The organism is Proteus terrae subsp. cibarius (genome assembly GCF_011045835.1).
GTDB classification, from domain to species: Bacteria; Pseudomonadota; Gammaproteobacteria; order Enterobacterales; family Enterobacteriaceae; genus Proteus; species Proteus cibarius.
On record NZ_CP047349.1, the window covers coordinates 3736512 to 3751480 of the forward strand.

Below are 14969 nucleotides of genomic sequence, written 5' to 3' on the forward strand. Positions count from 1 at the left end.
ATTCCTACTCCTGTGTCCTAAATTAATCTAACGAAAGCCACTTCTTCATATTCTCACCCAATGCAGTCATGCTATTGACGGCAGAAGGGAAAAATGAGTTTTCAAACTGACTGCTGTTACGGGAACGGCAGACCAGCGTACTGAAGTTACCAATCAGGCGCTGATGATATTTCGCGCATGCTGGATAATCCAGTGTTTCGGTCATCGCTGCTGTTGATAAATAATCTGCTAATACCGCAGCCTGCTCTGGTTTATCCTTCCAATTCTCATAAAGCCAAACATAAAGCTCTGGATGGAAGTTTGCCATTACACCGCTATATGCCTGACATCCAGCTTGGAATGAAGCTAATAGCGTTTGACTGTTGGCGTTTGCAAGATGCAAGCGGGTCCCTTTTGATAATGCCAAACGACGTTCTATCATCGGAAGAGAACAGCACGTATCTTTGATAAAGGTAAAGCGATTACTTTGAGCACACCACTCTACAATTTCTTCAGATAACAAACGTTTGTAAGGATAAGGGCATTCATAGATACCCAAATCAATCTCTTTTGGTACCACATTGGTTAAGACTTGCAGTGTTTCCAGCGCTTTATCATCCGACTCCCCGACTAGAGCCAAGCGATTACTGATCATAATGACGCCATCGACGCCTGTGCCAGCCATTGCCTGCAATTGTTCTTTTTGCTGACTTAATGCTGTTGCAGTATGACCAGAAGCAACTACAGGTACTCTTCCATCTGCTTTTTCAACGATAAAACGGGTGAGTGCTAGAGTTTCCTCATCACTTAAATAAAACATTTCGCTTGATTGGCAGGCGGCAAAGAGTCCATGTACACCAGAATCGATATACCAGTCTACAAGGCGCTCTAATGACGCCCAATCAATCTCCCCTTTGGCATCAAAAGGGGTTAGCATAACAGGCCAAATACCGACGTATTTTTGCTGACTCATCATCAATTCCTTACAGTAAGTTAATGGCATCGCCTGCCACTTTCACTTGGATACCTTGAGTCAGTGCTTGAGCAACAAATGCTTTTAGCACAAACGCCAATTTATCTTCATCAACATAAGCCACAGTAATGTGGTTACTTTGATGTCCCGCCATAAGGTCATCACGAGTTACGCCATCTAACGTACAGTTCAATAATGGCCATTCGTAGTTAGTTGCTTTACGGCGACGTTCAAATTCTGCTTCAGGTAACTCCACAGCCACACCTGTACCAATATGCATAATCACATCAGTACCTTCATAGTGTGCACGGCCCCATAATAAGCGCCCTGCTTTACCTTGACCTGCGATAGTTGAACCCCCTTTAGGGAAGAACATCGGAGGTTGGCGATAACCTGTTGCACCTTTTAGGCCACCTTTGAGGTGTTCAAAAGGAACAGAGCCTGAAATTTCCATATCCCAGTAGAATGTTCCTTCATACTCACTACCCCAACGAATATCATGTAGCGTGGTTTCAGCAGGTAATCCTAATGATGTTAATAAACGCCATAACATCGTTTGAGGAATAGCCGTACCCATATCCACTTCGTTGATACAAGGAATTGGTGTGTTAGGGCAAATAATCTCGCCGTTTTCATCTGGCAGTGGGAAACGCGCGGTTGAACCAATCGCACCTTCAGCAAAGTCAGACGCAGGGCAACAATCTTTTAAGCCCTGCTGATATTGCACACCTACCGCTGTTAGACCAAAACGTTTTACGAAACGCGCCATTGCAATCATCATGGCGCACTGCTCCATCACTTGTTCACGAGTGAGTTCAGTTTTGTCATCTTGACCGAACATAAACGTCATCCCGTTATCTTCGTACCACTGCAAACATGCTTCTCTTAACTCTGTCGGTACTTTCGCCATTTCGACCAGTAACGCAGATTGAGAAAGGGATTCAATTGGCATACCAATATTGATCATTGCCTGTTGTGGGAAGACCCCGTTAATCATTCCCATACAGAATGTATCGAACAAACCTATTATTTCTTTATTTTTAATTATATATTCGCCGACTTTACGACCCACTTCGCCGGCTTCTGTCGCCATTACCCTGTGTGTTGGCGCAATATCTGTAAGATAGCTAAGCTTATGATTTACATAACCATATTTTAACCAAGTTGCTAAACCATCTACAAAGAATTCATCATCAAACTCTTCTGACCATAAACGTGAATAATTTTTACCTAAACTAGTCATCGTACCCGCTAAACACAACATGCCCACAAGACCCGGCCATGTACCATCAAAGTTAGCCAGCAGTAAAATAGGGCCACGATGGTGTGCTAATGAAGAGGCAATATGGTGTGAATATTGCCAAGCGGTTAATAACACAATAACCGGTGCATCAGGATCGATTGCAGCAAACATATCGCAACCTTCACGCTGACTACTGATAAAACCATGACCGCGAGCTTCATTAATTTCATGAGCACGCTTCATTTTGTAACCTTGAGCTTCTAATGCTGCAGCCAGTTTATCTTCAAATTTTTTCTGTACAGGCCAGCACGTTACGTTTGCAGGCTCGCGTAAGTCTGCGTTGGTGACCATCAGGATCTCTTTCTGACCTGCTGTGATGGTTGTCGGTAATTTTGGTAGATTTAAGTTCAACATAAGATATCCCTGGTAAGGTAAACTCGGTTCATAATCGGAAAAATTAGTGGTCAACAATCTGACATCATTTCGTTATAACGCTGCTGATCTTGATACATCTGCAAATAAACTTGGTATTTGGCCTGATGGAAGGCAAACGTGTCGCTATCTGGTGTGATAATGCCACCTTCTCGCACCATTGCACTGGCAGCTTTAGAGAAATCATCAAAGGCTTTACATGCCACCGCACCTAATAATGCAGCCCCTAAATTCACTGCATCTTCTTCTTGTGCTAAATGAATTTCACGACCTGTTGCATTGGCATATTCGCGTAGCCACAATGGATTTTTCGTTGCACCACCACACATCACGATGCGATTGATTTGATGTCCAGCATCTTCAAGCGTGTCGATAATATGGCGTGTACCATAAGCAATAGATTGCAGTGTCGCGAGATAATAACGAGCTAACGCAACTCGACCACTTTCCAGCGTTAATCCGCTTACCATGCCTTTGGCTGCAGGATTTGCACGCGGAGAACGATTGCCATGATGGTCAGCTAAAACATGAAACTGTGCTGTTGGATATTGTTCATTCTCTTCCAATTCAGCGACAGCTTCGTTTAATAAGGCATAGTAGTTAACGCCTTTTTCATTCGCCTCTTGCTCTAATTCAGCCCATGATTCATGACGGCGGATAGACCATTCAACTAACGCACCAGCAGCACTTTGACCACCTTCGTTTAGCCATAATTCGGGTAACATCGCGCCAAAATAAGGCCCCCAAACACCGGGTACCATAATTGGATATTGGCTCACAATCATATGGCAGTTAGACGTACCACTGATAATTGCCAAGCTCCCTTCAGGTTGTGATGCCGTTAATGCCAAACCACCCGCATGTGCGTCAATAATGCCTGAAGCCACAATGACACCCGTGTGCAAGCCAAACGCATTGGCAACCGACTCGTCTAAACAACCTGCTTGTTCACCTAACGCAAGAATGGTTTGTGGTACTTTTTCTAATAATTCATCCAAACCGACATCGGCTAACAAGCTCTCACTAAATTGCCCCTGATGTGCTAAATAGTTCCATTTACAGGTTAATGTACAAGTACTTGCTACATCCCCTGATGTTGCTTTCCAAACTAAAAAGTCAGCTAAATCAAAGAATCGCCATACATTCTCATAACGCTCTGGATAATGATTTTTTAACCACAGAATTTTTGGCAATTCCATTTCAATACTGACTTCACCACCGACATATCGCAGTGAAGGATCATTGGTGAGATTGATAGTGACTGTTTCTTGTACAGCACGGTGATCCATCCACATGATGATATCTTGTTCAGCTTTACCGCTTGGTGAAACAGAAAGCCCTTTACCGTCTTTACCCACCGCAACCAAAGAACAAGTGGCATCAAAACCAATAGATTTCACATGGATAGGATCAATCGCAGATAACGCCACCGACTCTTTTACGGTAGTGCAAACCTGTTGCCAAATATCGGTAGACGATTGCTCAACGAAATCCGTTTTTGGGCGGAATTGAGCAATAGGGCGGACAGAAAAGCCCAAACGCTTTCCATTGCTATCAAATACCGCTGCACGGACACTGGCTGAGCCAACATCAACGCCAATAAAATATTGTTGTTCCATGCGAACCCTCATCATTTGCTAACGCTATGCTAATTTTTGCTACTTCGAGTTAGCAAGTTAATTCGAGCATGACGAAAAAACAATCACAATAAGATTAGTTTGTGATGCAGATCTACATAGATAACGTAATTATATGTTTTTAATGGAAATTTATTTATTTGGCTTTGTGGGTTATTTAAGTGATGTACTGAATCGATTATGTTCGTTATGAAACTAACGAACATTTAATTAATTAGATAAGTAAAATCACTTATAAAAATATCAATATCTCAACAATAAATATCCTTTTATAAAAAGATATCTCACTAATAATGAGAGATATTATTCAAAAAATAATGAAAAAAGGAAAAACAATAATATTCCTATTGCTATAACGCGCTATTACTTTATTTTTAATAAGTTAACTTAAATTTATATATTCTTTTTTGGAGCATTTAATTATGTTGAAAAATATTGCTATCAGTCTTTCTCTGCTGTTTATTTCCTCTTCTGCTTTTTCAGCGACATTAGCAGAAAAAGAATTACACCAAAAATTCGAAGAAAATATTCAGTCCCGTGTTGTTGATTTAAATAAAAGCTGTGATGCCAATATAAAAGTTACTTTTGATTGGCCTGCATTTACTGCTGATGATTTAAAAACAATAGGTGTTGATAGTTATTGTAGCGAAGGATTAAAAGGCGTAATTAATACTTGTGAGAGCTCGAAAATAGCACAAGAAACAGTAAAAGAAAAAATACAGAATATTACCTGTTCTAAAGCAACACCTCGTAGTATTGAACTTAAAGAAGGCACGCTGAATTTTGGTATTGATTTCAATGCTGCAAATGATGCAAAAGCGGTTCAAGAACACTTAATGAATAATCTCTAAATACATTAAATTCAACAAGCAGTAATGCTAAAAGGCATTGCTGTTTATTGATTAAATAACAGCTTGAATAAGCTTTTTAGAATAATCATGAGAAACATTGCCTAAATTATTTATCTCACACAGTTCAATATTCCTTCCTTGTAAAAAAAACATCACTTTATCGCAGAAATAAGCCACCGTTTGAATATCATGACTAATAAAAAGATAAGAGAGTGTAAACTCTTCTTTCAACTGTTTTAATAAATCTAATATTTGAACTTGAGTGGGAATATCTAAAGAACTAAGTGCTTCATCTAATACAATAAGTTTTGGATAAGACGCTAATGCACGACATAAACAGACTCGTTGAGCCTGCCCACCAGACAGTTCAAATATATAACGTGTATAGCAACTTTTAGGTAATTCTACTTTATCTAAAAAAGCAAAAATAAGTGTTTTCAATGCTTGATAGCTAATACTTGGATTAATGATTTTAATCGGCTCAGCAATAATTTCGCCTACCGTTAATGTCGGATTAACAGAAGTCATATAATCTTGAAAAACGATACTAATTATACCTTGGCGATGAAGTCGTTTTGTAACGGGTTTATTATTTAAAGAAATAGCACCACTATCAGGTAATTCTAATCCACAAATTAAACGCGCTAACGTGCTTTTCCCACAGCCACTTTCACCCACTAAACCAAAGGCTTCACTTGAATTAATACTAAAAGAGAGTGAATCGATAACCTTCACTTTTTCACCAAATAGTGTGTTATTTTTTTGAGTATAAAACTTACTAATATTCTCAACACTTAATAACATAAACCCTCTTTTATTATGATGGCATTAATCTATTTTTTTATTAATCAATTGCTCGAAGCGTAATGAAAGCTGCCGGCGTGCATTAATTAAATAACGCGTATATTCTTGTGTTGGATGTGATAAAACGGTTGTTTTATCGCCACATTCAACCATTTTCCCTCTTTGCATGACGACTATATCGTCGGCAATTTCATTAACTAGCCCTAAGTCATGAGAAATAAAAATCAGTGTTGAATGATGAGTTGTGACGACATGATGAAGCAATTTTAAAATATCTTGGCGAAGTGGTGCATCAAGCGCCGTTGTCGGTTCATCCGCAATTAATAATTTCGGTGATAAAGCGAGCGCAATCGCAATCATCACACGTTGTAGTTGTCCGCCACTTAATTGATGAGGAAACGCCTGCATAATAGATTGAAATTGATGAGGAAAAACATGAGATAATGCCAACTGTGTTTCTTCTATGGCTTGCTTTTTAGAATAGGAAAAATGGTAGGTTAAAGTTTGGCAAAATTGCTTTCCTATTCTCATCAAGGGATCGAAGGCACTCATACCATTTTGCACAATCACACCTAAAGATGTTCCTAATAAAGCTCGACGTTGAGAAAGTGTTTCATGACTGATTTTCTTTCCTTCAAAGAAAATCTCTCCTGACATTGCTAATTGTTCAGGTAACAACCCCATAATGGCTTTACTCATCAAACTTTTACCACTACCGCTTTCTCCGACAATCGCTAATGTACGTCCTTGTTTTATCGAGAAAGAGATGTCATCAATCAGTTTTTTTCCACTTTCTTGATGAAAAATAGAAACATGCTCAAGCGTCAGTAAGTTGTTCATGCTTTTCTCCTACTGACTGGCGATTATCGGGATCAAACACATCACGTAAAAAATCACCCCAAAAATTAAATGCGGTAACGACAAGAGTGATAGCAATCCCCGCTGGCAACATTTGTTCTGGATGTAATACCATGACATTTTTTGCTTCACTGAGCATATTTCCCCATTCTGGCGTGGGTGGTTGTACGCCTAACCCTAAAAAAGAGAGCGCAGAGATCATTAAAATAACACTGCCAATATCCGTTGATGCTAAGACAATAGTTTCAGCAAAGGTAACAGGTAATAGATGTCGCCGTAAAATATGACTGGACGGCGCGCCAATGACCTGTGCATATGCAATGTAATTACGATGAGAATATTGGCGAACAACCCCTCTGATCATTCTGGCATACCATGCCCATTTCACTAAAATAACGGCAATTAAGATATTACCAATACCCGGCCCCATTATTCCCACTAACGCTAAGATCATAATTTCTGCTGGAAATGACAAAACTACATCACATAACCGCATAATTAATGTATCTGTCTTGCCATGAAAAAATCCGGCTAACATGCCCATTAACCAACCAATTATTAATGTCACACTCATGGCTAATAAGGCATAAAATACCGTGGTTCTTACACCAAACAATAATCTTGAAAAGATACAGCGCCCTAAATTATCCGTACCTAACGGATAATCAAAACTCATAGGCTTAAATTTCAAACGTATCGAGGTTAATGTGGGATCATGTGGTGCCAACCAAGGGGCAAATATTCCTGCAATAATCACAATCATAATCACCGATAAGCACAGCTGTGCGCTTTTATCTTTTGCAAGTCGTTGCCAAAACAGTTGCCACATCACTATCTCCTTAACCGTGGGTCAGTCATCATTTGAATGACATCCATCAGAAAATTAAAAAAGAGAAATAGCAGTGACATCAATAAAATATAAGCTTGTATCATCGGATAATCACGACCAAATATAGCACTGATACATAGTCGTCCGATCCCCGGCCAAGCAAAAATATTTTCTATCACCACCGTACCAGCAATAAGCTTCGGAATGCTCATTCCCAATGCTGTTAAACTGGAATACAGCGAATTGCGTAAAATATGACGACGTAAAATAAGGTTATCGGATAATCCTCGCGCTTTGGCATAAAAGACATAAGGCTGATGCCATTGATTTAACATCGCACCCCGTAATAACCGTAAATAAGTGCCGATATACCCTAAAGAGAGTGCCAGTGCAGGCAAAATAACAGACTGTGGCGATAACATCCCGCTGACAGGCAACCAATCTAAATAAACTGCGACCCCCCAAATTAAAAGCAACCCTAACCAGTAATTAGGAATTGCTGTTAAAACAAATACAATGAAACGAATGCATTTATCCGTAAAACTTTGAGGTTTAGCCACACACCATAATGCTAAAGGTAATGCCAGAATAATCGTAAAGAATAGCGCTGTTGAGGCTAACCAAAGTGTTGGAGGCAACGCCCTTAGCATCTCTTGAATAACAGGAGTTCTTGTAAGAAAAGAAGTACCAAAATCGAGTTGTAAACCAGCCATTAACCATAAAAAGTAACGCGTAAAAAAAGGTTTATCTAACCCTAACTCATGGCGCATACCTTCAATGGCTTCAGGTGTTGGTACTATTTCATTGACGCGTAACGCGACTTCCGCGGGATCAGATGGGGCTAACTCCAACAGAATAAAGGCAATAAATGAAATCATCAGTGCCAGTGGGAAGATAGCCAGCACTCTCCAGAATATATAACGTAGCATAAGGTTTGATCAGTGTGGCACGTTGATATTACGAGCCACACTTATATTAGTTGACCTCATTAATGCATTAATTAAGGCTTAAAGCGCATCTTTTCAAACGGTATTTCATATTGAGATGGATTAAAGCCCACATTTTCTAATTCACTACGATGGATAGCCTTAGTACGTGAATAAGTTAATGGAATATAAACGGCTTGCTCTGCTAATGAGGTAAACAAGGTTTTATATAATTCCTGACGACGCGCTTCATTAGGTGTAATTAACAACTCACCAATCATGGCATCTAATTGAGCTTTATTTGCCAATCCTTTTTGCCCTTGATAATCCGCGTGAGCAGGTATTCTAAATGATGAAACGAAAGAAGCCGGATCGTAAGGTGTTCCCCATGAGAGCGAATATTGCAAATCGAAATCACCATTTTTTTGTCTATCTAAATAGGCTTGTTTTTCTTCACCTAAAATCGTCAGACCAACACCAATCTTTTTAAAGTCATCTTGAATAAGTTCAGCTATCTCTTTCTCAACAGCATTATTCACATTATAAGAGAGCAATAACTGTAATTTTTCGCCTTGCTTCTCACGGATAGTCTTACCTTTTGGTAATACCCAGCCTTCAGACTCTAATAGATCAATCGCTTTTGTTGGACGATAAATATAGGTTGGGGAAGAAAAATCACAGTAAGGCACACTACGCGCCATTAAAGTATCAGCGACTTTTTCGCTACCCGCTAAAATACCTTGGGCAATCCCTTCTTTATCAACCGCATATTGCAATGCTTGGCGTACTTTTTGGCTAGATGTCATTGCTCGGCTACTATTGAGCACAATGGCACGAGACGCGATCGGTGCACTCATTTCCGTTTTGAATTTATCTGATGCCATAAGAGCTTCAAATGAATCCATATCTAACATATCGCCATCTGCACCAAAAATAAGCTGAATATCCCCTTTTTGCAGAGAAAGTAACATGGTTTGTCTATCGGGGATCACTCTCCATATCACACCATTTAATACCGGCTTCTCTCCCCAATAATTGGGGTTAACTTTAAACTCAGCATATTGGTCTTTTTTATGCTCAGTTAATACCCAAGGCCCTGTACCCACATAGTTCGCAACACCTGTTTTGGTTTTGCCATTAATAAAAGAATTCGGCGAAATAAAGCGGAATGGGCGAGTCAAACCTAATTCCGTTAATGTTGGGTAATAAGGGTTTTTTAGATTTAATTTAACAGTGAACTCATCAACAATTTCAACGCTATCAATCTGACGAACTAACTCTAACCACGCATGACGTTCATAGTTGTCTAGTACCGCTTCAATATTTAATTTTACTGCTTTAGCATTAAAAGGCTCACCATCACTAAATGTCACATCATGGCGTAAAAAGAAAGTGTAGCTCTTACCATCAGGAGAAATATCCCAACGCTCCGCTAAATAAGGTGCAACACCTTTTTCGGTATTTAATACAAGGGATTCAAATACCATATTTTGAGCTGCCATCTCACCAGAGTAGAGATGCGGGTTGATATCACGAATATCTTTTGTGCTAGCATAATCCAACATATTATTACTTTTGTCTGCTAATGCAGGAAAAGCACATGCCAGTGTTAATAATAGCGTTGGGAACACTGAAAGTAAGGGCTTCACGTTATTCTCCTTTAATTATCTATTCTTTGTTTTTGTGCGTGGATCATAAACATCGGTGTTGAACCATAATTGATTTTTTCTTCTTCGTTCCACACGAAATCACCAATACGAGTATCTATCATATATCGACTAAAACCGACTTCTAACAGGGTGTTTATATCCCATTGCGGACGTTTAATTTGACTTAATGGTAATTGGCGAGCAATTCGTTCCATCTCTTTGGTATCTGTATTGACGTAGTGATCTTCAACTTGCTTTTCAATTGAACGCTCTCTATCCGCCACAAAACCTTGCCAGTAGCTTTCATCAAAGAGATGTAAATACCAGTTAGCATCGAAATTAATTAAACTACCACCCGGTTTTAATACTCGAAACCACTCCGAATACGCTTTTTGAGGTGCTTTTAAATTCCATGTCACGTTACGACTGACTACTAAATCGAATTGTTCACTGGCAAAAGGCAGTTGATGTACATCACCGCGAACAAATTGAATATTTGCCTTGTGTGTTTGCGCATTTTGTTTAGCTTCCAGCAACATGCCTTCCGTTGCATCAATTGCCGTAACCTCATGACCTGATAACGCTAATAAAATGGCAAAAAAACCAGGCCCTGTTCCAATATCAAGCACTTTTAAGGTTTCACCTACTTTGGTATGCCCCAATAATAGATGACGCCATTTCTGTTGTTTTTCGCTCAGCAATTCCTGTTGATTCGACGCACTATAACTTTCAGCTCGGATATTCCAGTAGCGAGTTACATCATTAAGTAATTGGTTATTATTTATTTTATTTGTCATCAGAAACCTGCTGTTATATCAACGTAAAGAGAGGAATAAATTCCCCTAAAAGCGAATGATTTGGCTATTTTTTAGTGTGGGTAACATACCCTGTAACCCCAAGATGCTCTATGTGCTATATCAATATTCACCAGTACTCAATAAGGAAGATCTGCCAATTTGCGATCTCCCTCTTTAACATAAATACGCCATCCTAATGGGTGTGAAGATAAATAAGCAAATGGATTATTTTCCCTGTTAAAATAGAGAAATAAATTGAGCGAATTTAGAAATAAAAATTAATTTTGTCTTATATTAAAAAAGTGAACGCTTTAATTTCACCTTTTTTATAAAGCCGTTATAGTCAATAATATTGCTATCTTAAATTTCTTTCTTTAAATGAATATGGCCGTCACATAAGGCTCTCTAAAATATGAATCGAATCTCACGATTAACGGCTGATATTACCCGCGCCGATTTTGCCTTAACGCATCAACAGCAATTACTTCAATTGCTGACTCAACACTTTCCGACTAAGTACCGCTCTCTATTTGCGACGCCAGAGAAAAAATCGGATGATGTGGTTGAGTGGTATTCTCCGGTTTCTGGTAATCCTGTCGCTTTAACTTCGTTACAAGGACAAGAACAACAAGAAATAAGACGTATTTTAGATGAACGCCTTAACGATATTAAAACGCAAACGGCACTATTAGCATCACAAAACAGGATCACGGATGAAGAGCGCCATCTTTTAGATACGGCATCAACGCTACCTGATAGCGAAAGTGTCTATATTATTAATGGGCAACCCGTTATTACATGGTGGCCACGCACCACACCATTGCCACCCCCTATTGCACAAGTTACCGCGGGGGCAAGTGCCGCTGCTGCGGGTGCCGCACTGGCCGATGTGCCCGCCAAAACACGTAATCGCTGGCTACGTTGGTTATTACTACTATTATTCTTACTATTTTTACTCTTACTGGCATCTTGGCTAAAAGGCTGTTTTGATCCGAAAGTGGTTCCTCCTGTGGTTGAAGAGAAACCTGCCGTTGTCATACTACCAAAACCAGAGCCCGCACCTGAGCCAGAGCCTATTCCTGAACCCGTTCCAGAGCCTGTACCAGAGCCGGAGCCTATCCCTGAACCTGTACCAGAACCGGCTCCAGTACCTGTACCTGCACCTAAACCTGTGCCAGTGAAAAAACTCACGCCACTAGAAGCTTGTGTGCAAGATGAACTGAAAAAATCGGGAGTGACAGAGAAAACAGCAAATGCAACCTGTGAAAATCGCTTAGCCAGTAAAATAAAACAAATGTGCCCAGCTGAACGTCCAGCAGAGTTAGCACCTCAAGTGATCATTATTTTTGACGCTTCAGGCTCAATGGCATTGAGTATGAGTTTAACGGAAGACGACTTAGACTTTATTTCAAGCACAGGAAAACTCTTCGCGGGCTATGATGCCGAACCTCGTCGTATCACAGTAGCAAGAAATGCAGCGACTAAGATTATAAATAGTATTCCTTCCGATATGAAAATTACTACTGTTGTAGCATCAGACTGCGGTGTAGTGAAATCAAGCCCTGCATATGGTGGTAATGAACGCTCAAAATTGCTTAGTTACATTAAACGAATTGAACCTGATAGTGGTACACCGTTAGCCGAATCTATTCAACGAGCAGGCTCTCTTATCAAAGGGAATAATCGTGACACGATTATTGTCTTGTTATCTGACGGTTTAGAGTCTTGCGATCAAGATCCATGCGCAGCAGCGCGTACATTAAAACGCGCTCACCCTCGCGCGGTCATTAATGTGGTTGATATTTTAGGTACAGGTGCGGGTAACTGTGTGGCGAGCGCCACTGGAGGTAAAGTCTTCACAGCGCGTAATGCTAATGAAGTTACTTTAATGACTCGAAAAGCAATTGAAGATTATATTCCAAAGAACTGTAAATAATGATTGATTACGGTTTCTAATATTTAATTCACCCTCTTTGGTTTCACATTGAGGGTGAGTTTTTCACGTATTACGTGTATTTTATTATTATATTGGCACTGACGAGCTCTATATCTTATCTATTTAAGACCATTCCTTAATTGTCTGTTTTTTTCTTTTCTTATTCTCTCATTATTCAGAATAAACCTATTTTGTGATTACCATCACAATGACGAGATACTCATTAATAGTTTATCCCTTTATATTTTGTCTTTTTTTTCTTCTATCTCATTATTTTTTAATGTAAAAGCTAATATATCGGTGATTTAATCCATATATTTAAGAAAATATAGCGCAACCTGTAATATCATTATTTCATTATCATCATCGTCACCTTAATATTCCCTCTTTCACTCAAGAAAAATAAAAAATCCTTTAATAATAATCAGTTAACTAACCCTAAATAATCCGCTAGATAGACACCCAATTTCTGATAATATAAAATGAATATAAATTTTATATCTTTATTTTTAGCCTTAAAGCCTATTTACGGATAAGCCAACTTACCCATAGATAATCTTGCCTAGCGGAATGATCGTCGTGAATAAAGCATTCTTACGAAGTGGTAAATTAGAAAGTTACCTCCCTATGGGAGAAAATGGACAGGCTGTTTATATCTCTGCACTGCAGCTACGTGAAACCCTGCGTTTAAGAGGAAAGGCACATATTTCTCAATGTCTTGCTATTCCTCAGCCAAATGAAACTGGCGAGCGCATTGACTGGTATTCACCGATTGATGGCTCTGTTATTCCTTGGTCTGCTGCTTCAGAAGAAGAACGCACCGCCGCTTATGCGCAACTGAAAAAGAATCAAGATGATTTAATCGCCTTTAGTGAACAAGAACAGCAAAGAGCTGGAAATAAAGAAAGTCAGCTTTTTGGTGCCCTGCTCAGCAAAACTATCCAATTTCCTGACGAAAACCATATTTTTATTGTTGATGGCCAACCTATTATTACCTTCTGGGGTTTTGTCAGTGCTAATCAACAACTTAGAGTTGATCCTGTTGCTTGCTTAAAACCGGCTGTAGCGCCAATCACACCCACATCAACCGTGGCTCCACCAGTGCAAGAAAAAGTCATTATTACTGAAACTAAGCGCCCTTGGTGGCGCTTCTTATGGTGGCTGTTACCTTTATTATTACTTCTACTCGCAATTTTCTTCTTAAGAGGCTGTTTTTCAACGCCAGCACTGCCTACGGTTGATATTAAAACGCCAAATATTGAAGCGCCTAAATTGCCCGACCCTACGCTTGAAAAACCGAAAATTCCCACAGTGGTCACTAACGGCCACACCGTTGGTGTACCAACAAATACAGTTCACACAGGAACATTAGGCACCGTTGATGCCAATGGGAATGTGATTAATGGCACGGGTGATAACGGCGCCGTGGTTGATCCTACTACTGGTTTACCTGTAGTTGATCCTCAAATAGATAATAACCAAGGTGCTTTACCTGAAGGAGCAACGCCCGACGATGCGCAACAGCCTAACGTACCCCCGGTTGATCCAGCCACACAAAATGAGCAACCGAAAACAGATAACAATCAAAATACAGGGAATGAGAACAATACGGCTAACCCTCCTGTTGATCCCAATGCACCACCAGATGTCACACCACCAGCCACAGCTGATAACACAACACCACTGACTATTCCCGCAAATGCGTTAGCGAATGGCTCAACCCAATTCCTTAATGGCCAATGGAAAGCAGGTGCGGGAATTCAAGATCAAAAAACAGGTAAACCACTGAGCCTGAACTATCAATTAGATAATGGCAAAGGGCAAGTCGTCATGACACGCAGTGATGGCGTGACCTGTAAAGCGCCTGTCAGTGCAGCCGTCAATCAAGGCGGATTAAATATTAATAACCAAGGTCAGGCTCTGTGTAGTGATGGTTCAAACTATTTGATGCCAAATATTATTTGCCAACCAGGAAGCCAAAATATTGCTGATTGCCAAGGGAAATATGAAAACAATCAGCCATTCCCATTATCAATGAAGCGGGAGAATAATTAA

The 14969-nt window shown here is 39.8% G+C and carries 12 protein-coding genes; 3 read left to right on the forward strand and 9 right to left on the reverse strand.

Annotation, left to right across the window (positions count from 1 at the left end):
* Positions 1–22: 22 nt before the first annotated feature.
* The 3 genes from GTH25_RS17140 to GTH25_RS17150 are packed head-to-tail and all read right to left on the reverse strand — an operon-like array spanning position 23 to position 4246.
* Entirely contained in the window at positions 23–952 is a 930-nt protein-coding gene (locus GTH25_RS17140) for a dihydrodipicolinate synthase family protein (protein ID WP_099659213.1), read from the reverse strand.
* Between the two features lie 10 nt (positions 953–962).
* Complete coding sequence (locus GTH25_RS17145; protein WP_075671193.1) at positions 963–2609, reverse strand: signal transduction protein; 1647 nt, start codon at positions 2607–2609, stop codon at positions 963–965.
* 50 nt (positions 2610–2659) lie between these two features.
* Entirely contained in the window at positions 2660–4246 is a 1587-nt protein-coding gene (locus tag GTH25_RS17150; RefSeq protein WP_075671191.1) for an FGGY-family carbohydrate kinase, read from the reverse strand.
* A 440-nt stretch (positions 4247–4686) separates the two neighbouring features.
* On the opposite strand from GTH25_RS17150, the gene GTH25_RS17155 reads away from it, so the two are divergent.
* A complete protein-coding gene (locus tag GTH25_RS17155; protein ID WP_075671189.1) occupies positions 4687–5115 on the forward strand; it encodes a hypothetical protein in 429 nt (142 codons plus the stop codon).
* 51 nt (positions 5116–5166) lie between these two features.
* Here the strand turns inward: GTH25_RS17155 and GTH25_RS17160 are convergent, their stop codons facing one another.
* The 6 genes from GTH25_RS17160 to GTH25_RS17185 form a co-directional block, all read right to left on the reverse strand.
* A complete protein-coding gene (locus GTH25_RS17160) occupies positions 5167–5919 on the reverse strand; it encodes an ABC transporter ATP-binding protein (RefSeq protein ID WP_164530765.1) in 753 nt (250 codons plus the stop codon).
* A gap of 24 nt (positions 5920–5943) precedes the next feature.
* Positions 5944–6759 carry an ABC transporter ATP-binding protein gene (locus tag GTH25_RS17165; RefSeq protein ID WP_156734318.1) on the reverse strand — a complete coding sequence of 272 codons (816 nt, stop codon included), beginning with the start codon at positions 6757–6759 and terminating at the stop codon, positions 5944–5946.
* Entirely contained in the window at positions 6737–7606 is an 870-nt protein-coding gene (gene opp1C, locus GTH25_RS17170) for a nickel/cobalt ABC transporter permease (protein WP_156734320.1), read from the reverse strand. The genes GTH25_RS17165 and opp1C overlap by 23 nt, the downstream gene beginning before the upstream one ends.
* 2 nt (positions 7607–7608) lie before the next feature.
* Positions 7609–8535 carry a nickel/cobalt ABC transporter permease gene (gene opp1B / locus GTH25_RS17175; protein ID WP_164530766.1) on the reverse strand — a complete coding sequence of 309 codons (927 nt, stop codon included), beginning with the start codon at positions 8533–8535 and terminating at the stop codon, positions 7609–7611.
* Positions 8536–8606: 71 nt separating this feature from the next.
* Positions 8607–10181 (reverse strand): nickel ABC transporter substrate-binding protein, encoded by a 1575-nt coding sequence (nikA, locus tag GTH25_RS17180; protein ID WP_075671179.1) that lies wholly within the window; start codon positions 10179–10181, stop codon positions 8607–8609.
* An 11-nt stretch (positions 10182–10192) separates the two neighbouring features.
* Entirely contained in the window at positions 10193–10978 is a 786-nt protein-coding gene (locus GTH25_RS17185; RefSeq protein ID WP_075671177.1) for a class I SAM-dependent methyltransferase, read from the reverse strand.
* Between the two features lie 412 nt (positions 10979–11390).
* Here GTH25_RS17185 and GTH25_RS17190 point away from each other — a divergent pair, with 412 nt between their 5' ends.
* Both GTH25_RS17190 and GTH25_RS17195 read left to right on the forward strand, forming a co-directional pair.
* The gene (locus GTH25_RS17190; RefSeq protein WP_159242134.1) at positions 11391–12914 is read left to right on the forward strand and encodes a vWA domain-containing protein; all 1524 of its coding nucleotides are present in this window, start codon (positions 11391–11393) and stop codon (positions 12912–12914) included.
* A 579-nt stretch (positions 12915–13493) separates the two neighbouring features.
* On the forward strand, positions 13494–14969 hold the full coding sequence (locus tag GTH25_RS17195; RefSeq protein ID WP_238788858.1) for an SrfA family protein: 1476 nt from the start codon (positions 13494–13496) through the stop codon (positions 14967–14969).

What these genes read in the sequence shown, in the direction of transcription:
- GTH25_RS17185 (WP_075671177.1), bottom strand. Translation starts at nt 10,978, where the DNA reads ATGACAAATAAAATAAATAATAACCAATTACTTAATGATGTAACTCGC.
- GTH25_RS17150 (WP_075671191.1), bottom strand. Translation starts at nt 4,246, where the DNA reads ATGGAACAACAATATTTTATTGGCGTTGATGTTGGCTCAGCCAGTGTC.
- GTH25_RS17145 (WP_075671193.1), bottom strand. Translation starts at nt 2,609, where the DNA reads ATGTTGAACTTAAATCTACCAAAATTACCGACAACCATCACAGCAGGT.
- GTH25_RS17165 (WP_156734318.1), bottom strand. Translation starts at nt 6,759, where the DNA reads ATGAACAACTTACTGACGCTTGAGCATGTTTCTATTTTTCATCAAGAA.
- GTH25_RS17155 (WP_075671189.1), top strand. Translation starts at nt 4,687, where the DNA reads ATGTTGAAAAATATTGCTATCAGTCTTTCTCTGCTGTTTATTTCCTCT.
- GTH25_RS17160 (WP_164530765.1), bottom strand. Translation starts at nt 5,919, where the DNA reads ATGTTATTAAGTGTTGAGAATATTAGTAAGTTTTATACTCAAAAAAAT.
- opp1C (WP_156734320.1), bottom strand. Translation starts at nt 7,606, where the DNA reads ATGTGGCAACTGTTTTGGCAACGACTTGCAAAAGATAAAAGCGCACAG.
- opp1B (WP_164530766.1), bottom strand. Translation starts at nt 8,535, where the DNA reads ATGCTACGTTATATATTCTGGAGAGTGCTGGCTATCTTCCCACTGGCA.
- GTH25_RS17140 (WP_099659213.1), bottom strand. Translation starts at nt 952, where the DNA reads ATGAGTCAGCAAAAATACGTCGGTATTTGGCCTGTTATGCTAACCCCT.
- GTH25_RS17190 (WP_159242134.1), top strand. Translation starts at nt 11,391, where the DNA reads ATGAATCGAATCTCACGATTAACGGCTGATATTACCCGCGCCGATTTT.